Below are 19,240 nucleotides of genomic sequence, written 5' to 3'. Positions count from 1 at the left end.
CTCAGAACTCCTCGGCGCAGATCAGCGCGAACACAAGGTACGCGAAGAGGATCACGGTGAGCAGGCCGCCGAATCCGTAGAGGACTTCGAGGCCGATCACGAACGCTCTCCCTTGGGCGTGGCGAGTTTGAAGAGCCCGACCACCATTTCGGCCATCACGACCCACATCGCCGCAAGGGCGGCAATCCACACGATGTCCATTCTTCACTCCTGCATCGAGAAAACGATGCTGGCAGTCTCTGCGCCGCCGCGTAAAAACAGGAAATAGAGTGCGAAGGGGGGCGTATAAAAGGCGTAAACAGACACTGCCAGAGTGCAAGTGGAAGGCCCAACCCCCTCACACCCCGCGACAGCGGTGCGCCTGGAACACGGCGCCACGAGCGTCTCAGAGCCAGTCAGCGCGACGAAACCGGTAGTACAGGTAGCCGCAGGTGCCCATGATCAACAACATGGCGGCGGGATAGCCGATGCTCCGGCCCGCAGTACCCTTCGTGAACATCCGCTGCTCGATGGGCCTCGAGCTCTCGAATTGCCGCCGCAACAACTGCGCTGTGGACAGGTCCGGGGCATCTTGAGGCTGCCCATGAAAGTTGGCGTTTGCCGGCGATCGATCATGATCTGATTCGTCGTCCGCGCGGGACTGTCGATACGCTTTGTTTGCATCATCGGTCCTGCTCTGTTCCCGATTTTTACGCGCGCCTGACGAGAATCTTCATCTTCTCAGCTTCAAGGAACACAACGTGGCCTATGCCGCATATCGCGAGCACTCTGGTGAATGTCGAACGTCGAACGCAACTCCATTTCATGTGCTCGACGTCGCCGTCGCGAGCAGCGATGTGCGCAGCGTTCGCGAACTCGTCGCCCGCTGCCCAGATGCCGGTGTGGTGCGCTGCGAGCCACTTCTCAGCGGGCGTAGTTCACAGGAGAACGACGCGCCCCGAGTGCGCTTGATGATCCGCCTTCCGCTCGCCAGCTATGCACAAGTTCTGCATGCCTTGATCGAGGCGATCCCCTCCGGCGAGATCGGTCGCCTCGTCACGTGGCGAGATCACCTTGCGCGGCGCGGTCTGTGTCATGGTCGATGACCTTCTGGTGCGCGTCCCTTCTGTGCGCTCGTTCACCTGGACGCGGGGCTCGACGTCTTCTAGGGCATCTGCCAGACCCTGTTCCGCTGCTGAAGCGGCTTCAGACTCGCGTGCTTTCTCCCGCATCGCCAAGCGCTACCGCGCAAACATCCTCTTCGTTCATGCTGTGGCCGTCACCCATCAATCGTTCGATCGCAGATCGTTCGAGCGCGGCGCCCACCGCAGCTTTTGCGAGCAGGAGGACACGATCATGTGACACTCGCATGCCAGCGGACAGTTGATTGACTTTGTCAGAGTAGCCGATCAGTCGAGCGGCTGTTGCGGGGCGCCCTTCGCGCGCCGCGAACAACGCAAACACGTCCGCGAATACGCTCACGTAGTCCCATTCTCGGCTGCGAGATGCCTCGAAGAATTCGACCAAGGCAAGCCGAGCCTCCGCGACTCTCCCTTGCACAAGCAAGCCCGCGGCGAGGCCGCCCGTCATCGAAATCATGAACGGACCCGGACTCAAACGGTTGCCGGCAAGCGCCTCTCGGGCGAACCTGACCGCCTCTTCGGCATGTCCCAGCGCGAGCATCGTGTCGGTCAGGAACATCTTGCACACGGCAACCCACCGCTTGAGTCCCCGCGCGGTTGCACAGGACAGTGCCGTCTCGATCAACGAACGGGACTCCAGGTGGCGGCCCTCCCGCCCAAAGAGAGACAACTGCGCAAACACGCGCACCTGGAGCTGGTTGAAAGGCCAATCCGCGTGCTCCAGGCGTTCCATTTCAGCCAGCATCGCCCGAGACTCGGCGACGGGAGCGCCTGCACTCATCACGGCATAGCCGAGCGCTGTGTAGAGACCGCTTTCATCGCCGGCCTGCCGATGGAGTTCTGTCGCCCGGACAGCGAACTCGTACACCAACGGAGATCGGTAGTTGAACACGAACAGACATCGCCGCTGCCAGTAGCGCGCGGCGGTGGCGGGCGGGATCGCGGCCGTGACTGCGGGTTCGAACATGGCGAATCGCCGACGTGCCTCATAGCGCAGAGACAGGTGCAGGAACAGCTCGCTGGAAGCGCCGACCAGCGCCACGCCCAGGGGCGGATCGTTCTCGGCACACCAGTCCAGCGTCAGGCGCAGGTTGTCAAGCTCGGGCTTGAACTGTGCGAGGCGATACCTGCTGCTCCCCCAGGGGCCTTCGTACGACTGTTCGAACAGAAGGAGCAAGGCTCTGGCCTGCCGTTCGTTGACCAGGTTCCGCTCGCGCGCCTCGTCCAGCTTGAGTAGCGCATATTCCCTCGCGCTTTCCAGAAGGCGGTAGCGCGGAGCGTCTTGTCCGTCCGTCATGACGAATGATCGATCCGTCAACTCCTGCAGCACGTCGATGACAGCCCACTCATCGTGCGGGTCATCGCCTGCTACCGCGACGGCGAGGTCGAGCGAGAAGCCGCCCGAGAAAACACCCAGCCTGCGGAACACCGCCTGCTCCTGCGCTGAGAGCAGGCCGTGGCTCCATTCCATCGCGGAAAGCAGCGTCTGCTGGCGCACGGGCGCGGTGCGAGGTCCGCCTCCCAGAACCTTGAATCGTTCCGCCAGCCGCGCATGAAGGCCGGGTAGGCCCAGGAGTGGCAGCCTTGCCGCAGCGAGCTTGATGGCGAGTGCGTTGCCCTCCAGCCGGCAGCAAAGCGCGATGACCGAGCCAACGTTGGAGTCGTTCAGGCAGAAGGAACGATCCGCGGCTTTCGCCTGATCCGCGAACAACGCGACCGCGCCGTAGCCAAGTGCCATGTCGGCCCCGATGTCGGTTGCGGGCACCGCCAGAGCGCCCAGACGAAAGAGTCGTTCTCCTTCAACCCTGAGCGCAGCCTGGCTCGTTACCAGCATGCGCACGGCGTCGCAACCCGTCAGGATGGCTTGGGCCATGCGCGCCACTTCCTCCGCGACATGCTCTGCGTTGTCGAGGATGAGCAGCAGGCGAAGCGGCCTCAGGGCGGTCACGAATGACGCCAGTGGATTGCCAGTCCCGCCCAAGGACATGTGCAGCGCCTGGGCGACTGTGCTGCAGACGAGCCGGGGATCGAAAACGGCCGCGAGATCGACCCAGACGACGCGGCCGTGTTGACGGCCCTTTCGGCCATGCGCAAGCGAGAGCGCGAAGGCAGTCTTGCCGATCCCGCCCGCGCCAGTCACCGTGATGAGGCGATGTTGCGACATCAGCGATTCCAACGCCGCAACATCTTCGTCACGGCCCAGGAAGGTGGGCGGTGGGGCCGGCAGTGCCACAGGGTCTGAATGCCGCGGCGCAGGGGGCGCAGTGGCTTTGACCAGGATGTAGCCGCGGCGCGGAATCGTCTTGATGACGCTGCGCCCGGCTTCGGCGAAGGCCCGACGCACATCGACGATGGCCTGGATCACCGAATCATCGGTGACGACGGCACCAGGCCACACCGCGCCCAGCAATTCCTCCTTGGTGACCAGACGACCCGCGTTCAGCGCAAGGTAGCGAAGAACCCGAAAGGCCTGCGGCCGCAGCTCGACCGCCACACCCCCACAGTCAAGAAGCGCCTCGCGTCCAAGGTCGATCACGAAACCGCCGACCTCGATCCGGGGTGGCGTCACCAGCGGCATTTCGTTGGACCGGTCCATGCGCCTCCCTTCGGCGCGCCCCCCGGCGGCGGCCGTCCCACAGTCCTCCAACTGGCGACATTCGCTTGTTTTCGTGGATTTTCGGCGCTCGATCGTTACTTCGGAACGAAGTTCGAGGACAGTTTCAATTGCGTATCGATTGATGCAAATCAGGTGCCGCTCGATCGACGGAGGACCTATGAACTCTGCTATGGAAGCACCCAGCCTGCGACGCCTGGCGTGGTCGCTGGTCACGGCCTTGTCGATGGCATCCTGCGGCGGCGGCGGGTCATCCGACGGCATGTCGACGGGGTTCGCATCGGATGCGCAGCCGCAAACGGCCGCAGCACCGGTCATCAGCGCGGAGGCCAAGGACGCCGCCGCCAAAGTGGCGGCCGGGGGCGGCGAGCACGCAAAGGCCGTCGCCGCCGCGCTCGCTTCCTTTCAGGCATTCAGGGCCGACCGCATTCAGCAGGTCATTGTTTTCGGAGACAGCCTGAGCGATGTCGGCACCTACAAGGTCGGTTCCATTGCGCAAGCTGGTGGCGGCAAGTTCACGACCAACCCAGGCCCCATCTGGCCCGAGACTGTCGGCGCGCTGCTCGGTACTTCGGTCCGGCCGTTTCGCCAGGGCTTCGGCGGACAGTCGCAGATCGCCATACCTCTCGGGACCGGCTTCGCGATGGGGGGAGCTCGTGTATCGCAGCAACCAGGCATCGGTTGCAATCCGGATCCGGTCGGTGCGTGCACGGCCGCGCTGACCTTTCCCGTTGCCCAGCAGATCGGCGACTATCTCGACATCCATGGCCAGCGCTTCAACCGCACCCAGATGGTGTTCGTCTTCGCAGGTTCGAACGATCTGTTTTTCCAACTCGACAGGTACGCGCACGGACTCCAGACCGCTGCAGAGACCCAGGCTGCCGTCGTCCAGGCCGCGGTCGATCTCGTCGGACAATTGCGCCGCATCGTCGATCACGGTGCGACCCGCGTCGCGGTCCTCACGGTGCCGGATCTGGCGGACACGATCGCAGGTCGGAAGCTCCCCCTTGCGATTGCTGCGAACCTGTCGGCGTGGGTCACGGACTTCAACCTCACGCTGACCGCCGGCATCGGCGGAGGCGTCAAGGTGATCGACACCTACGCTGAGTTCAAGCAGGTGGTCGCGGACCCGCAGAGGTTCGGCGTCTCCACCTTGAACCTCCCGGCGTGCGACCTTGAGACCATTGCCGAGGGCTCGGGACAGCCGCTCGAAGATGCGTCGAGCCTGTTCTGCTCGCCCTTGACGCTGGTGGAGCTGAATGCCCCGTTCCAGTATTTCTATGCCGACACCGAGCATCCGACCACGCTCGGACACCTGATCATCGCGCGCTTCGTACTGACCGAGATGTATCGACAGGGACTGATCTGACGCCGGCTTCCGCGGCCCACCCTGTGAGGAGTGCCCCATGAACTCACCGCTTTCGTCGCCCACCAGGCGCTATCTGTTGCAACGTTCGGCGGGCGTCGTGGCGGCCAACGGCCTGCTTTGCGCCCTCGGGGCATTGGCCAACCGCCATGCGGTGGCTGCCGTCGGCAAGCAGACCGTATCGGCGGTATCGCCGTATGGTCCGATCGCTCCTGTGCGCGATGGCAGCACGGGCCTGCCGCTGCTCGCGCTGCCCGAAGGATTCGAGTACAGGTCGTATGGCTGGAGCGGCGACGCGATGACCGACGGCCGCCCTACGCCCGACAGCCACGACGGCATGGGCGTCCTCCGGGTGACGCGAGGCGATTCCGATTCATCGGGCCTGCGCGAACTCGACAGGCCCGATGTGTCGGTGTCTTTGGTCGTGCGCAACCACGAACGCGGCTTGGTCGCGACCGCGGCGGACGTGGTCCAGGCGCCTTCGATGTACGCCACGTCCCCGGTCGACGGCATCATCACCATCTTCTACGGCACCCTGCCGATCCGCATCGGCGCGGGTCCGACTTTCGTCGGGGACCCGACGCTTCCCGACCCGCCGCGGTTCGTCGGCTATGCGGGCGGCGGCACGACCAACCTGCTGTTTCTCGGCAACCGGGGGGTCCTGTCGACCTCGTCGCTGGGCGGCACGCTGGGGAACTGCGCCGGAGGCGCCACGACCTGGGGCAGCTGGCTCACGTGCGAAGAGACGATCGTCGACTTCTCCTTGATCAACGGCAAGAAGCACGGCTATGTGTTCGAGACGGCAGCCATCCCCGCGAGGTCCATCGCAACGCCGATCGTTGGCATGGGCCGCTTCGTCCACGAGGCGGTGGCCCTCGATCCAGCCACCGGCGATGTCTACGAGACCGAGGACAACCGCAACCTCTCGGTGCTCTACCGGTTCAGGCCGCGCACCAAGGCCCGCCGTCTCGGGGCCCTGCAGCAGGGCGGCACCCTTCAGGCGGCGCGCATCGTCACCATCGTGCGGCAGGCGCGGCCAGGCTCGCTGGCCCAGGCCAACAACGAGGCACTCCTCAATCCCGACATCGGCGATGAGTACGTGGTCGAGTGGGTCGACATCGCGGACCCCGATGCAAGCCCTGTGTTCGTTGCCGGCCAGCCGGGCCTCGAGACCTTGGGCCTGAGTGCCGGGCCGACCTATCAGGCGCTGTCGAACGGCTGCGCGCGGATGAGCCGCTGCGAAGGGATCGCGTACTCGGACGACCGGATGTTCATCGTGGACACCACAGCAGGCGTTGACGACCGCAACCGCCAGGGCCGCGGCGAGGGTGCGGTGTGGGAACTCCACCTTCGCACCATGCACCTTCGCGCGGTGTTCGTCAGCGGCAGCCAGACAGCGGGAAACAATCCCGACAACGCCACCGTCAGTCCGCGCGGCGGTCTCGTCTTGTGCGAGGACGGCGGGCTTGGCGACGGCGGCTCGCGGCTGCTGGGTCTCAACGAGGACGGCGAGGCCTACGTGTTCTGCCGCAACGAGGTGAATCTCAGCGCGAATGACGTTGCCGCTGCCGGCAAGACCGTAGCGCCGGTCGACTATCGGAGCATCGAGTTTGCCGGGGCGTGCTTCGACCGGCAGGGCTCCGTGTTGTTCGTTGGGATCCTCCGGCCAGGCATCACTTTTGCGATCACGGGGCCATGGACGCGCGGCAATCTCTGACGCAGGAGCGCGAAGCTCGTGCTGCGGCAACAACATCGAGCCCCTGAGGCACGCGGATGCAAACGACGGTACGCACCTGAGGTTGAAGGTACTTGTCGTCGAACGAGACCTTCTCGCCGCCGCGGAATGCGGCAATCCTGACGCTTTTCGGTTTCCCGCGGCCGAGGTCGAGTTCGGCAAACACTTCTCAGGCTGGCCAGCCCCTGCGGGCAGCAATGTCTTCCGCCGCGAGCGATCAGGTCGCCAGGGCATGTTGCCAGAATGCCGTCATTCTGCGTAGAAGGCCATGGAGCAGCATAACGATCCGCAGGGCGCGCGCGAAGCATCGGCGCCAATGGCAAACAGACGGCACGGCGGCGTCAGGTTGATCGACTGTGTGTGGGGCGCGATCCTGCTGATCCCAGCCCTGACGATCTTTTCATCGACGCATGTCTGGGATCTTGAGGCCGTCTGCCTCCTGGCCGCAACCGCAGTGTTCTATGGCTTGCTTCGGGCGATTCTGGGGCTTCGAGTATTCCTGGTGCTCACCTACGTCCCGGCGCTCTTCGGCGTTCTAGCCGTCGGAGCCGACCTTCTACGCGATGTCAACCTTCTCGAGGCGGCCTTGATCCGGCCGGACCCACACGAAGCGTGGCCAGTCATTCAGCCTCATGCCCCATGGATAGCCCTGATCGCGGTTCTGCTCGCGGTACCGATCTGGGTGTCGTTTCGCACTCCGTCAACCCGGACGGCGCACGGGAGGTGGCCTTCGGCCACGCTTGTGACAATCACTGTCGCCGCAGTCACATGCGGCGCCGTCTTTCATGACACCGTGCTGCGCGCGTGGCCGCTGAATGTGATTTCCGTGGCCGCGGCGTCTGCGATCGGTCATGACGAATTCATCTCGACGGCGTCGCCCTATGCGCCCACCAACCCTCGTTCGGCATCCGCGAGCTGGGGCGCCTCGCGGATGCCCGGACTTCACTCGCAGAACGAGACATACATCCTCATCATCGGGGAATCAGTGCGTGCTGACCGGCTCGGCGCATGTGGCGGCCAAGAGCTGATCGGCATCAGCCATCAAGACGCGATCATCTATTGCGATATGACGTCCGGATCCAGCAGCACGCACACGTCAGTCCCTCTGCTTATCTCGCGTGAAATGCCTGGCGGTGCATTTCGAGTCAGCAGGGACGCAACCTTCATGAAGGCTTTCGAGGAAGCTGGATTCCACACCTATTGGCTTGCCGTCCAGGAAAGGGGCATTGCATGGCCTGACGCCAACACCGACCTGTTCGTAACGATCAAGAGGACCGATCGAGAAAGCCTTCTGCCATCGCTCAGATCGGTGCTGGCGCAGAACGCGCCCAAGAAGTTGATCGTGGTGCATGCGTACGGCGCACACTTTTCGTACTGTGATCGCTATGAGCCCGCAACGGCTGCTTTGCAGGCCGACTGCTCGAAGCTGTCTGAACTGCCAGGGGATTCCACCCTGCCGGATTTCATCCGCGCCTACGACAACGCGGTAGCCGAATCCCTCCGATTCGTCGATGCTGTGATCTCGGAGGCAGCACAGGCGGGCGGCTCGTCCTTCGTGATGTATACGGCGGACCATGGTGAGAACCTGCTTGACGACGGACGAAAGCTTTTTCAACACGCGCTGAAAGATCCGACGCGATGGGACACGACAGTCCCGGCCGTCATGTGGGCGAGCGATGAATGGCGCTCCAGCAACCCCGCGCGTTGGGAACGGCTCCGTGCCAACCGTGCGGCCAAGGCGATGCATGCCGACCTTGTGCCCACCCTGCTCGGTTCAGCGGCCATCAGGTACCTCGACGAGCGGCGAGTGGCGATCGATCTCGGAGCGATGTCACCAGCTGCCGATAGAACCCGGTGGGTGATGCGACGTCTCGGCGAGAAGATCAACGGCGACCAACTGCGCCAAGCGCAGCTCAAGCGGCAATAGGCACTGGCGCCGGAAAATGACGAGTCCTAGGTCGAAGCCGGGGCGAATGGCGAAGATTCGCCAGTTCGAACGTTCAGCGACCCATACCCGACTGGATTGCGTTGAGGCACACGCCGGCGTCCTGAGAGGCGGCACCTCCCAGTGGGTCGCCCGCGACTTCCGCTGTGCCGTGCCGGGCCGCTTGCACCGGTTGGCGGCCGCGCTTGGCAGCTGCCTGCGGCGTGATCGCGCCCCGCTGCCCCAAGACTGCTGCCGGCGCGTTTGGCGAACAAGTCGTCGCGGCCTTGACCGGATCTCCTACGCCAGCTTGCTGTGGGCGGTCGCACGTACCAGGCGATCCAATGGGCGCACCACCGCGAGTGCGATGCGTCAGAGCGGGCCTACAGGCCGACAAGCACCCTTCCTGCACAACAACTGAGAACTTTTTACCTATGCTTCCTGCACACATGTAACAGTTTATAACATGAAACAGAGCTTCAATGAGTGGGAAAGTCAATGGTCGTCGGCGCGTCGCCGCGAGCGCCTTGCCACGGAAAGGCAACAGCTCGAACAAGAAAAATACGTTGCGGGTTGGAGGCGCAACTTGGCCATTCTCGGCGTCTGCGTGCTGGTACTTATCGTGGTGCTAGTTCGCCGCTTTGCTTGATCGAGACGATTCCGGATGTGCGGGTTGTGCCGTCGTCTGTCACCCGTCTCGCCTGCACCCTGGTTCAAGACGCACCGCGAGCACCCTGGTTCGCGTTGATTGCCGGCCATCGAGCCGGATTTTTTTGTCGAGTTGCCGACAAACTCCGCTCAAGTTGTTGCTGACCAGCCAGAAGCCGGGTGAGTTCGCGGACCTGCAGGAAGGGAGCCCTAGCGGCAAGCGGGGCAAGCGCCTGTCGCTCATCGCGCTCGAAGCGTTGCGCCGGAGGCTCTGCCGTCGTGCCATGCACGCGAACGTCAGCCACCTCCCGCATCCAGCGCGCCAAGTGAGCCTGCAGGTGTTCCATCGAAGCGAACCGATGCCCGGCGATGGCGTTGCACTTGACATAGCCGACGCCGCGTTCGTCCTTCCCCTTGGTCTGCGCGCGGTACGGCGCACAAGCCCGCGGCGTCACCTTCCAGTACCGGCAGAAGGCGTGGAAGCGGTCGTTGAAGCGAACCTCGCGGGTCTGCACGTCGTGCTCGTTCACGAGGGCCCGCGCGTTGTCCACGAGTACCTCCTGCGTCGTGCCGCCGAAGTGCCGGAAGGCGCCTTCCAGGCCCTGCAGCCACGCCGACTGGCGCTCGTGCGGGAACATGGCGATGAAGGTGCGCCGGGAGTAGATCCTGCGCGGCGATTGCAGCAACGAGCGCATCGCCAGCATGTTCGGGGTTCACCGCCATACGCTGTACCGGCGGCTTGGAGCGCGGGGGGTTTGACTACACGCGCTTGCTCGAGGAGTCGCGCTGCCTGCTCGCGACGCAGTTGCTGTCAGACACCGAGATGCCGCGCGGCGAAATCTCCGCGATGCTCGGCTACAGCACCCAAGGCAACTTCACGCGAGCCTTTTGCCGGTGGTTTGAGGTCACGCCGAGTGCGTGGCGGCAGGCGCACGCCGAGCCGGGCCGCGGTCGCCGAGCGCGCGCCATTCGATAAATGAGGGCGCGCCATTCGATAAATGAGAGCCGGCCTGGACTCGATCGGCCGAGAGACGAGGTCGCTCACGACGCGGTGCGGCCTGGAGCTACCGTGCGGGTGCAACGGGGCAGGCTCGACGGTACGCAGTCGGTCCGTTGATCCGGGTGATGGGCTGGCCCACGCAGTCCACACCGAGCTTGCCAACGGAAGTAGGCGCACTGTGTTCATCCGGACTGTGCGCGCCGGGTGCCATGGACGCCGCAGCCCCTCTGATGGACCAATTCAGCTTTCCGCTCCGTGTTCGATACCGCGAACGCAGGCGAAGGCCTGCTAATCCAATCGAGCCGCCTGCCTCAACGCGATTCACTAGCCAGTTTCGACCGACGCGACGGATCGGTTCGGCGGTAGATTGCCCACTTCACGGTCAGGATGTCTGCGGCGATCTTCGCTGCGTTCACTCCTGCATAGGATTCCGCAGGATCGAACTGGAAGGCCTCGTGGTATCGAACGACCTCCGCATAGTCTTTGTCGAAGGTCATCGGGCCCATTAGCTCCGCGGGATCGACGCCAGCCGGAATTGCGAGAAACTTCTTCGGATTTGAAGCGCTTTGATAAAGGTCGACGCTCATCAGATTCATACAAGCTGCTCCTCGAGGTAAGAATGGCGAGGTGAACGGCAATGTTCGATCTCGCCGCCGAAGCCCGTGGTCGGTCGCCCTTGGACTTTGCGAATGATCTGTCGCGCGAACAGACCGTGCAATCAGCGTGCGCCTACATGCAGCGCGATACGGCCGCTCAGCCTATCAACTTGTCCAGCGTGATTGGCAGCGCACGGATTCGTTTCCCGCAAGCGTTGTAGGCGGCGTTGGCAACGGCCGCTCCCACTCCCGTGATGCCGATTTCCCCTATTCCGTGCGCACCCATGGGCGAGCGCGGATCGGGAATGTCGGTCCACATCACATCAATCTCGGGCACGTCCATGTGTACCGGCACGTGATACTCGGAGAGGCTCGGATTCATGATGCGGCCATTGCGCTCGTCGAACTGCGTTTCTTCCATCAGCGCCAAACCCAGACCCATGACAATCCCGCCGCGAAACTGGCTGGACGCGGTCTTGGCGTTGAGAATGCGACCGCAGTCGAACGAGCCCAAGAAGCGCTTCACGCGCGTCTCACCGGTCACCTCGCTCACCGCCACCTCGCAGAACATCGCGCCGTGGGAATGCATCGACCAATGCTGCGTTTCCAGCGGAGGCGGCGCCTTGCTTCGACAACCAATTCCTCTCGCCCTGCCCTCGCAAGGGTGGCCTTGTAGCTCTCGAATCGCTCGAGTTCATCGGATTTGCCGAGGCCACCGTTGCGGCCAGCGACTTCGTCGGGTTTCAAGCTATGCAGGGGCGAGTCCTTGCCGACGAGTTTCAGCAACTCGACGATGAGTTCGCGTTGCGCTGCCATGACCGCGCTGCCGATCGAGGCCGTCTGCTGCGAGCCGCCGGCCAGCACCAGCCCCGGGAAGCGAGAGTCACCATGACAGAAGCGCACCTGCTCGATGGGCAGGCCCAGCCGCGCGGCCGTGACCTGCGTCTGCGCCGTGGCGGTGCCCATCCCCATCTCATGGGCAGCAACCTCGACCATGACCTGAGCGTCTTTCGTGAGTGTGATGCGAGCCGCGCCGCCTGGCATGCGGTAGTAGGGATACGTCGCCGTGGCGCAGCCCATGCCGATCAGCCACTCGCCTTCGCGGCGCGTGCCTGGCGTCGCATTCCTGCGGTGCCACCCGAAACGCTCTGCGCCAGCTCGGTATGCCTCGACGATGTGGCGCGGCGAGAAGGGCAAGCCGGTGGTCGGGTCCTTCTCTGGCTCGTTGCGGATGCGGAGCTTGATCGGATCCATTTCCATCAGATTGGCCAGTTCATCGATGGCGCTCTCCAGCGCGAAGGTTCCGACGGCCTCGCCGGGTGCGCGCATGAACGTGTTGGCCAGCATGTCGATGGTTGCCACTTCGACGTCGAGTTCGATGCTACCGGCCGCGTAGGCGGAGCGTGCGGGCAAGACGAACGGCTCCGGCAGATTGTTGTGCGCCGTCATCGCGACGACGCCGGTCTGGATCAGCGCGTCGAAGCGCCCATCGGGCTGTGCACCGATCGCGACACGCTGCTCGGTGTTGGTTCGCCCTCCGACCGCCCGATAAACGCCCTCCCGCGTGAGCATGATGCGGACCGGCCGACCCGCAAGCTTCGAGGCTGCAGCCGCAAGGACCTGATGTCGCCAGAGCGTCTTGCCGCCGAATCCGCCGCCCACATAGGGCGAAGTCACGTGTACCTGCTTCTCGTCGAGACCGAAGACATGTGCCATGGACCAAGCCATGTGGGCGACCCCTTGCGAGGCGTCATGGATGACCAGTTCGTCGCCTTTCCAAGCAACCGTTGCGGCGTGCAGCTCGATGGCGTTGTGGTTGTGTCGTGGCGTGAAGTAGGTGACATCGACCTGGTACGGCGCCGCTCGCAGCGCCGCTTCGGCGTCGCCGATCTCCAGTTTGAGTGGCTCCCCCTGGAACGTGCCAGGCTTGGTCCCCTTTGCCTTGGCAGCGGAGAACGCGGTCGTCGCCGGCTCGGTTTCATAGGTGGCGCGGATCAACGACTTCGCATGGTCGGCCTGAGCCGCAGTCTCCGCCAGGACGACAGCGATCGGCTGCCCGTTCCAGTGGATGCGGTCGTCCTGCATGACCGGCAGTTCGTCGCCGCCCGCTGCCTTCTCCTTCGACATGAAAAGCGGCATGGGCTTCATGTGAGGCGCGTTCTCGTGGGTCATCACGAGCACGACGCCGGGCACCGCTCTCGCAGCGCTCGCAAGGGCCGCCGCCACCGAGACCAATGCAAAGGCATAGCTCGCCCGATCGCGCACTTCTCGGTAGGTTGAACGCGCCCCAAACGAGAGCGCCGGCAGCTCGACGGCCGTGATCAGTTCCCCGGGCTCGAGCTGGGTCTCGATTTCAGGATGGTCCTCTGGCAGACGATGCAGGTCTGTGATCGGCAGCGTGCGGCTGCCTTTCGAACTCTGCAGATGCACCAGCGCGTCGAGCGCTGCGAACGCCACGCACATGTCAGAGGGATGAGTGGCCACGCAGCTTGGCGATGCGCCCAGGATCGCGTGGCTTCGGTTGAACCCTTCGGCAGCGTCGCAGCCCTGGCCCGGGCTGCGCTTGTTGCAGCGCGAGCCCTCGTCGTCGTAGAAGCAGCTGCACCGAGTGCGCTGCAGGATATTGCCGCCGACCGTGCCATGTTACGGATCTGCGCTGACGCGCCGGCCAAGACCGCCCTCGCGGGCATTGGATAGCGTGTCCGAACCGCACGGTGCGAGGCGAGTGCGGTATTGCGGACGGCCGCACCGATCAGCAAGCTGCCGTCTGCCCGTTCCTCGATGTCGCTAGACAAACCGGTCACGTCGATCAGGACCGTGGGCCGCTCGATGGTCTCGCGCATGAGATCGACGAGGTTCGTGCCTCCGCCGAGATACTTGGCACCGGGTTCGCTGCCGAGCCGCAGTGCATGGCTCGCGTCGTCCGCGCGGGCGTAGGCAAAGGGGGTCATGTCGACGTCTCCGCATACGTGTCTGCGATGGCCGCAACGATGCCGTTGTAGGCTCCGCAGCGGCACAGGTTGCCGCTCATGCGTTCACGCAGCTCATCGGGGCTGAGCGCAACGGTGTCGGTAGCCAGGTCGGCAGTCACATGACTGGGAACGCCTCGCCGTAGTTCGTGAGCCATCCCCACGGCCGAGCAGATCTGGCCAGGGGTGCAGTAGCCGCACTGAAACCCATCGTGCTCGATGAAGGCCTTCTGCAGCGCGTGAAGCTCGCCATTCGGGGCAAGCCCTTCAACGGTGGTGACAGAGCGCCCATCGCGTTGGACCGCCAGTGTCAGACATGAGAGCACTCGCTCCCATCGACAAGGACACTGCACGCGCCGCAAGCGCCCTGGTTGCAGCCCTTCTTGGCGCCGAAGAGATGAAGGTGGTCGCGCAAGAGATCGAGCAACGAAACCCGCAGGTCATCGGGAACCTGCGCGGTCGAGCCATTGATACTGATGGTCATCGTTTCCTCGTGGGGTGGGTGGGAGTGGATCGTCGTCACATCGATCCACGTCGAGGTGACTCAGTTCGTTTGTTAGCACGAAGGAATGCGCGGCGGCGTCATCCTTTTTCCTCAACGCAAGAGCTTGAGAAGCCGAGGCGCCAGGAGCTTCGACCGAGCGACGGCGACCACTCCGCTCAGGGGCCCTCTCTCTGTTCGCCGGGAGACGCCCTGTAAAAATCGTGGCTCTACATTTCCCGGAGGTTCGACATGGACGAAGACCTTGATGCCCTATCTCACGAGGAACTCGTTGTGGAAGTGCGCAAACTGCGCGCCGCGATCCGGAAGCACAGGGATTCCAGCAGCCAAGAGCTTTGCTGGCATCACCCGGATCTTTGGTCGTTGCTGCCAGAACGAGTGGAACCAGCGATTGCGGTCCCCGCGTGGCCGCAGTTCATGCGCGGATGCGTCAGGTATCGGCAGTCGCTTGACGAGCAGGTGGCTGAAGCCCCTCGCACATGCCAGGAGTTTGAAGACTGAAGTTGGCCACCAGGTGATCGGACGTTTTAACCCATGCGTCCGCTGAAAACTGGGCGCGCGCCCGAGTGGGTTCATACGGGCGCATGCCCTCGCCCGGCTGGGACGCGCGCTACGTCACGCCCCGCGCGCGTTGCGTGTGGGCCAGTTGCGCATCGTCGGAATGCGCGAGAGAGCGGATCGCGGCGGCAAGGGAGGATGGGCATCTCGCCCACGTCGAGAAGCTGATCAAGCGGGAAGCGCTCAAGGCGCACGACCTCAAACGCCTGTCGGCGCCGATGCACTGCCGCCCGTGGAAGGGGACCGCGGCCGGACAGTCTGTGGACGGTTCACTCAGGACGACCCATCGCCGCTCAGGACCACCCAGAGAGTGCGCGCCAGTATTTCCATGTCCAATCGCAATGACCACTCCTCCACATAACGAGTGTCGAGGGCAACACGATCGGCGTAGGGAAGCCGATTGCGACCACTCACCTGCCACAGGCCTGTGATGCCGGGCCGCATGTGGCAGTAGTACGGCCAACTGCGACCGTACATGCTGCGCTGGCGGACCATGCAAGGACGGGGACCGACCAGGCTCATGTCACCCTTCAGCACGTTGAAGAACTGCGGCAGTTCATCGAGGCTCCATCTTCGGATCACGCGGCCAACACGCGTGATGCGCGGGTCGTTGTCCAATTTTTGGAACTTGTCCCACCGAACTCGCGCCGCCGGATCGCTCTCCAAATGGCGTTCGAGGACGCGGTCCGCCTCTTTCACCATCGAGCGAAACTTGTAGCAACGAAAGGGGCGGCCACCCTGACCCAGGCGGGTTTGCCAATAGTGCACCGGCCCCCCCGTTCCCACGAGAACAGCGGCCGCAACAAGCAGGTAGAGCGGCCCAAGGAAGATGAAGAAGCTCAATGCTCCAACGACATCCATCGAGCGCTTCAGCACGCGTTGTGACGCACTCAGACAGAGGGGCTCCGCAAGGGCTTCCGCCTGAAAGCCGACGAGACATGCCCTGCTTGGCCCATCACCTCGCGTCTCGGCTTGAGGGGGATGCATGATGAACTATTGAAGAGATTGGAAAGAGGCAAAAGGAATCTGGCCTCAGCGGCCAGGCCCCCCACCAGGGCCACCACCGCCACCAGGGCCACCACCACCGGGGCCACCACCAGGGCCACCGCCACCGGGGCCACCACCACCGGGGCCACCACCACCAGGGCCACCGCCACCGGGGCCACCGCCACCGGGGCCACCGCCACCAGGGCCACCGCCACCAGGGCCACCACCACCGGGGCCACCGCCACCAGGGCCACCACCACCAGGGCCACCGCCACCGGGGCCACCACCACCAGGGCCACCGCCACCGGGGCCACCGCCACCGGGGCCACCGCCACCGGGGCCACCGCCACCGGGGCCACCGCCGCCGGGGCCACCACCGCCGCTACCGGGGCCACCACCGCCGCTACCGGGGCCACCGCCGCCGCCGGGGCCACCGCCACCGCCGGGGCCACCGCCACCGCCGGGGCCACCGCCACCGCCACCGCCGGGGCCACCGCCACCGCCGGGGCCACCGCCACCGCCACCGCCGGGGCCACCGCCACCGCCGGGGCCACCGCCGCCGCCGGGGCCACCACCACCGCCGCCGGGGCCACCGCCGCCGCCGGGGCCACCACCGCCGCCACCACCAGCACCGCCTCCCGCGCCGCCACCAGCACCGCCACCAGCGCCGCCACCAGCACCGCCACCAGCACCGCCACCAGCGCCGCCACCAGCACCGCCACCAGCACCGCCACCAGCGCCGCCACCAGCACCGCCACCAGCGCCGCCACCAGCACCGCCACCAGCGCCGCCGCCAGCGCCACCACCAGCGCCGCCGCCAGCGCCACCAACAGCGCCACCACCGCTAGCAGCGCCAGCGGCGCCAGCAGCACCGCCTGCACCGCCACCAGACCCATTCCCGCCACCGGGGCTGCTGCCGCCCGGATCGGCAGCACTGTTGGCGACTGCGAACCCGCCGACCGGGATCGAGCCTTTGGATACGGCACTCCCAGTCACGGGTTGACCGATCGACGAGCCGGAAACCGCGGCGTTAGACGAGCTGGCCGCTTGCGTCCCCGCCACGGGAGCGGTGACACAGATCGCTTCGCCAAAGGGGTTGTATCGGTCGCAGCGTGTCGTGCTGCCCGCCGTGCGAACCGGGCCGGCCTGAACCGGCGCGGTCGGGCGCACCACCGCGGCGGGGCTGTCGGTGCGCGGCGGTTCCGTTCGGATGGAGCGCTGGACAGCGACGACGGGCTCCACTGCCTTTGGGCGGCTGACTGCGACGGTGCGCGACGCGGCACCGGCTCTCGCCGTGCTGTTGTCGCGTCGCAGCGTCCCGCCGCGAGCCCGCTGCGGCTCTGCCAGCGCTTGCCGGGTCGGCGCCTGGGGAGGCTGTGCGTCCGGAACCTGCGACGCCTCCGCCTGGGATGCATTGAAAGGCTGTTCCGCCGGAGGAGCTTCCGACGCCGCGACCTGCGGCTCGGCGGACGCGGACGCGATGGCCGGCGTTTCAGGCTGCGGCTCTGCCGGCGGGGGCACCGGCTCGACGCGCTGTTCGATGATCGGTGCGACCGCCACGGGCGCAGCCGATGGTCGCGACTCCGGCACTGGCACCGGCACAGGCACCGGCACTGGTGTGGGCGGCGACGCAGCCTGCAACTCGGAGCGTTGCCAATGAATCGCTGCCGCCTCGCGAGGCGGTGCCGCGCTGCGTTCCACAGTGCGGTTCCAGTACCAGAACACGAACGCGACAATCGACAGGAAGACGGCCACCAGCAACAGCACGACGGGCCCGTCGAGCCCACCGGGAAGAGCGGGCCGCCTGGCGAGTTCCCGCTTTTCGGTGCTGCGCGAGACGACGAACAAGTCGTTCGCCACCGCCGCCGGCATGCGTGCGGTCGCCATCATCGGCACGGGCAATGGCGGCACTCTGGGCATCCTTGGGGCTCTGGCAGCCCTTCCCTCGGGCAAGGACCCGGCGGAGACATTCGCTGCCGTGCGAATTCCGGAGAACCTGCCCGCGCAGCCGCGACAGTACCTCGCACGGTCCCTGTTCGCCGTGTGGCAGGACTCGCAGAACTTGGTCATGGCGATGGCAGCGAGAGAGGACGCGGACTCAGGGAATCGGTATCGATGCAGTGATCACCACAAGCAGATTGATCACCACCGCAAAGGCCACGAAGTCCATCGCGGACGCGCGGTCCGGCATGGTCAGCGAGTGCCAGGGCAACATGTTGCCGCGCTCGACTTTCGCGTTGTCCTTGGTGAGCGCATAGAACGCCGGCAGCTTGTGCGAGCAGCATTTGCAGTAGCGTGCCGAGCCCATGTTGATGGTGTTGCACGCATCGCAGATCTCGGCGGAAGGCGTGCCCACTTGCAGCCTCGCCAGATCGACGAGACTTCCGAAAGCGACCGTGCGCTGCGTGCCGCCGGCTTCGCCGAGGTGAATGGCGGCGGTCATGGACGCTCTCCCTGATCAGGCAGCGTCGCGCGACTGAACGGGGCCGGCGTGTCGACGCAAGAAATCCGCGCCCTACCCGGGCCACGCTTGTTGAGGTGTCTGGCATGCACCGCCGCCATCCAAGCGTTTCGGGCGCGCATGGAGCGCGGGGGCAGCGACATTCGCGGCGCCGCGTAACGCCGTCCGATCCCACATGGGCTAGCGCGTTGACTGACTGCGTTCGTGCTCCGCAGCGCGGTTCTTGCCATCGAAAACCTCCCAACAAAAGACAGATGTGAAACTTTCACATCGGTAGTACTCTTGTCTTATAGTGACTGCGAATGGGGTGTAAGACAGCATCTGATGACGCTGTCCCTTTGGTAACCGGTGGTTACATCCCGCCGTCGTTAAGGAAAGATTCGCAGTGAACAAAGCCTTGCGAGTACTTCTTGAGATTCGGTTGCGCCGTTCAGAAATCGTTCATGATTCGACAACGGACGATCGGCTCAGCTTGTGGATTCCGGACATTCCCTCCAACCGCGCGAGGCTGGCTCAAGCCGCAGAGTTCGCTAACAAACTTCATGGCCCCGAGACGCACTGGATCGAAGAACGCCAAGCATGATGGGGCCCGGAACCCGCTCGGCCATCGATTGTTGCAAGGGAGGGAAGGCCAGTTGGCCTGGGTCATCGAGGCCTGCGCCCGCGTGCTGCGGCCGCTGGTCCGGCTCGCACTTGCCTTCGGCGTCAAGCATGCGCACCTGGAGGAATTGCTTCGTGACATCCTGGTCGACGAAGCAC

The 19,240-nt window shown here is 64.9% G+C and carries 19 protein-coding genes and 2 pseudogenes; 8 read left to right on the top strand and 13 right to left on the bottom strand.

The annotated features are described in order from the left end of the window. Position 1 precedes the first annotated feature (1 nt). Together kdpF and QTH97_RS27485 are read right to left on the bottom strand one after the other, a co-directional pair. Positions 2-100, bottom strand: a complete 99-nt coding sequence (gene kdpF, locus QTH97_RS27490) for a K(+)-transporting ATPase subunit F (protein ID WP_286571695.1) — start codon at positions 98-100, stop codon at positions 2-4. Positions 101-385: 285 nt separating this feature from the next. Beyond that, positions 386-499: a Loki-CTERM sorting domain-containing protein gene (locus QTH97_RS27485; RefSeq protein WP_286571694.1), complete on the bottom strand. Its 114-nt coding sequence runs from the start codon at positions 497-499 to the stop codon at positions 386-388. Positions 500-653: 154 nt separating this feature from the next. Between QTH97_RS27485 and QTH97_RS27480 the strand changes: the two genes are divergently transcribed. Next, positions 654-1,085, top strand: coding sequence for a hypothetical protein (locus QTH97_RS27480; RefSeq protein WP_286571693.1), 432 nt, complete (start codon positions 654-656; stop codon positions 1,083-1,085). Between the two features lie 100 nt (positions 1,086-1,185). Here QTH97_RS27480 and QTH97_RS27475 read toward each other — a convergent pair whose 3' ends face one another. Then, a complete protein-coding gene (locus QTH97_RS27475) occupies positions 1,186-3,951 on the bottom strand; it encodes an ATP-binding protein (RefSeq protein ID WP_286571692.1) in 2,766 nt (921 codons plus the stop codon). On the opposite strand from QTH97_RS27475, the gene QTH97_RS27470 reads away from it, so the two are divergent. From QTH97_RS27470 to QTH97_RS27455, 4 genes are all read left to right on the top strand, one after another. Further along, positions 3,908-5,104: an SGNH/GDSL hydrolase family protein gene (locus QTH97_RS27470; protein ID WP_286571691.1), complete on the top strand. Its 1,197-nt coding sequence runs from the start codon at positions 3,908-3,910 to the stop codon at positions 5,102-5,104. The two genes, QTH97_RS27475 and QTH97_RS27470, sit on opposite strands and share 44 nt — an antisense overlap. A gap of 37 nt (positions 5,105-5,141) precedes the next feature. Beyond that, positions 5,142-6,818, top strand: a complete 1,677-nt coding sequence (locus QTH97_RS27465) for an alkaline phosphatase PhoX (protein ID WP_286571690.1) — start codon at positions 5,142-5,144, stop codon at positions 6,816-6,818. 286 nt (positions 6,819-7,104) lie between these two features. Next, positions 7,105-8,763, top strand: coding sequence for a sulfatase-like hydrolase/transferase (locus tag QTH97_RS27460; protein WP_286571689.1), 1,659 nt, complete (start codon positions 7,105-7,107; stop codon positions 8,761-8,763). Between the two features lie 463 nt (positions 8,764-9,226). Continuing rightward, positions 9,227-9,409, top strand: a complete 183-nt coding sequence (locus tag QTH97_RS27455; protein WP_286571688.1) for a hypothetical protein — start codon at positions 9,227-9,229, stop codon at positions 9,407-9,409. A gap of 175 nt (positions 9,410-9,584) precedes the next feature. On the opposite strand, the pseudogene istA reads toward QTH97_RS27455, so the two are convergent. Beyond that, positions 9,585-10,070, bottom strand: a pseudogene (gene istA, locus QTH97_RS27450) (IS21 family transposase); the annotation flags it as partial. 77 nt (positions 10,071-10,147) lie between these two features. On the opposite strand from istA, the gene QTH97_RS37060 reads away from it, so the two are divergent. Continuing rightward, the gene (locus tag QTH97_RS37060) at positions 10,148-10,384 is read left to right on the top strand and encodes a helix-turn-helix domain-containing protein (RefSeq protein ID WP_353655661.1); all 237 of its coding nucleotides are present in this window, start codon (positions 10,148-10,150) and stop codon (positions 10,382-10,384) included. 335 nt (positions 10,385-10,719) lie between these two features. Here QTH97_RS37060 and QTH97_RS27445 read toward each other — a convergent pair whose 3' ends face one another. The 6 genes and pseudogenes from QTH97_RS27445 to QTH97_RS37055 all read right to left on the bottom strand — a co-directional run bounded on the left by QTH97_RS27445 (position 10,720) and on the right by QTH97_RS37055 (position 14,457). Further along, positions 10,720-11,004, bottom strand: a complete 285-nt coding sequence (locus QTH97_RS27445) for a hypothetical protein (RefSeq protein ID WP_286571687.1) — start codon at positions 11,002-11,004, stop codon at positions 10,720-10,722. A gap of 157 nt (positions 11,005-11,161) precedes the next feature. Further along, on the bottom strand, positions 11,162-11,593 hold the full coding sequence (locus QTH97_RS27440; protein ID WP_286571686.1) for a molybdopterin cofactor-binding domain-containing protein: 432 nt from the start codon (positions 11,591-11,593) through the stop codon (positions 11,162-11,164). Continuing rightward, positions 11,554-13,176, bottom strand: a complete 1,623-nt coding sequence (locus QTH97_RS27435) for a xanthine dehydrogenase family protein molybdopterin-binding subunit (protein WP_286571772.1) — start codon at positions 13,174-13,176, stop codon at positions 11,554-11,556. Before QTH97_RS27435 ends, QTH97_RS27440 begins: the two co-directional genes overlap by 40 nt. Before the next feature lie 186 nt (positions 13,177-13,362). After that, a pseudogene (locus QTH97_RS27430) lies at positions 13,363-13,955 on the bottom strand (FAD binding domain-containing protein); the annotation flags it as partial. After that, positions 13,952-14,299, bottom strand: coding sequence for a 2Fe-2S iron-sulfur cluster-binding protein (locus QTH97_RS27425; RefSeq protein ID WP_353655660.1), 348 nt, complete (start codon positions 14,297-14,299; stop codon positions 13,952-13,954). The pseudogene QTH97_RS27430 and the gene QTH97_RS27425, both read right to left, overlap by 4 nt. Next, positions 14,284-14,457, bottom strand: coding sequence for a 2Fe-2S iron-sulfur cluster-binding protein (locus QTH97_RS37055; protein ID WP_353655659.1), 174 nt, complete (start codon positions 14,455-14,457; stop codon positions 14,284-14,286). Before QTH97_RS37055 ends, QTH97_RS27425 begins: the two co-directional genes overlap by 16 nt. Before the next feature lie 249 nt (positions 14,458-14,706). On the opposite strand from QTH97_RS37055, the gene QTH97_RS27420 reads away from it, so the two are divergent. Then, entirely contained in the window at positions 14,707-14,976 is a 270-nt protein-coding gene (locus QTH97_RS27420; protein WP_286571685.1) for a hypothetical protein, read from the top strand. A 330-nt stretch (positions 14,977-15,306) separates the two neighbouring features. Here QTH97_RS27420 and QTH97_RS27415 read toward each other — a convergent pair whose 3' ends face one another. The 3 genes from QTH97_RS27415 to QTH97_RS27405 form a co-directional block, all read right to left on the bottom strand. Then, a complete protein-coding gene (locus QTH97_RS27415) occupies positions 15,307-15,909 on the bottom strand; it encodes a sugar transferase (RefSeq protein ID WP_506555390.1) in 603 nt (200 codons plus the stop codon). Positions 15,910-15,923: 14 nt separating this feature from the next. Then, positions 15,924-16,916 carry a hypothetical protein gene (locus QTH97_RS27410; protein ID WP_286571684.1) on the bottom strand — a complete coding sequence of 331 codons (993 nt, stop codon included), beginning with the start codon at positions 16,914-16,916 and terminating at the stop codon, positions 15,924-15,926. Positions 16,917-18,118: 1,202 nt separating this feature from the next. Further along, positions 18,119-18,463 carry a hypothetical protein gene (locus QTH97_RS27405; RefSeq protein WP_286571683.1) on the bottom strand — a complete coding sequence of 115 codons (345 nt, stop codon included), beginning with the start codon at positions 18,461-18,463 and terminating at the stop codon, positions 18,119-18,121. A 403-nt stretch (positions 18,464-18,866) separates the two neighbouring features. On the opposite strand from QTH97_RS27405, the gene QTH97_RS27400 reads away from it, so the two are divergent. Beyond that, positions 18,867-19,064 (top strand): hypothetical protein, encoded by a 198-nt coding sequence (locus QTH97_RS27400; RefSeq protein ID WP_286571682.1) that lies wholly within the window; start codon positions 18,867-18,869, stop codon positions 19,062-19,064. Positions 19,065-19,240 lie beyond the last annotated feature (176 nt).

The organism is Variovorax gracilis (assembly GCF_030317115.1).
In the GTDB taxonomy this organism is placed as follows: domain Bacteria; phylum Pseudomonadota; class Gammaproteobacteria; order Burkholderiales; family Burkholderiaceae_C; genus Variovorax; species Variovorax gracilis.
Note: the sequence above shows the minus strand (reverse complement) of the source record. Positions and strands in the feature narration are given on the sequence as shown.

Excerpts from the sequence above, each read along its gene's own strand:
- QTH97_RS27420 (WP_286571685.1), top strand. The coding sequence starts at position 14,707 with ATGGACGAAGACCTTGATGCCCTATCTCACGAGGAACTCGTTGTGGAA.
- QTH97_RS27485 (WP_286571694.1), bottom strand. The coding sequence starts at position 499 with ATGTTCACGAAGGGTACTGCGGGCCGGAGCATCGGCTATCCCGCCGCC.
- QTH97_RS27465 (WP_286571690.1), top strand. The coding sequence starts at position 5,142 with ATGAACTCACCGCTTTCGTCGCCCACCAGGCGCTATCTGTTGCAACGT.
- QTH97_RS27455 (WP_286571688.1), top strand. The coding sequence starts at position 9,227 with ATGAAACAGAGCTTCAATGAGTGGGAAAGTCAATGGTCGTCGGCGCGT.
- QTH97_RS27470 (WP_286571691.1), top strand. The coding sequence starts at position 3,908 with ATGGAAGCACCCAGCCTGCGACGCCTGGCGTGGTCGCTGGTCACGGCC.
- QTH97_RS27440 (WP_286571686.1), bottom strand. The coding sequence starts at position 11,593 with ATGCATTCCCACGGCGCGATGTTCTGCGAGGTGGCGGTGAGCGAGGTG.
- QTH97_RS27410 (WP_286571684.1), bottom strand. The coding sequence starts at position 16,916 with ATGGGTCTGGTGGCGGTGCAGGCGGTGCTGCTGGCGCCGCTGGCGCTG.
- QTH97_RS37055 (WP_353655659.1), bottom strand. The coding sequence starts at position 14,457 with ATGACCATCAGTATCAATGGCTCGACCGCGCAGGTTCCCGATGACCTG.
- QTH97_RS27435 (WP_286571772.1), bottom strand. The coding sequence starts at position 13,176 with ATGACCCACGAGAACGCGCCTCACATGAAGCCCATGCCGCTTTTCATG.
- QTH97_RS27405 (WP_286571683.1), bottom strand. The coding sequence starts at position 18,463 with ATGACCGCCGCCATTCACCTCGGCGAAGCCGGCGGCACGCAGCGCACG.
- QTH97_RS27460 (WP_286571689.1), top strand. The coding sequence starts at position 7,105 with ATGGAGCAGCATAACGATCCGCAGGGCGCGCGCGAAGCATCGGCGCCA.
- QTH97_RS27445 (WP_286571687.1), bottom strand. The coding sequence starts at position 11,004 with ATGAATCTGATGAGCGTCGACCTTTATCAAAGCGCTTCAAATCCGAAG.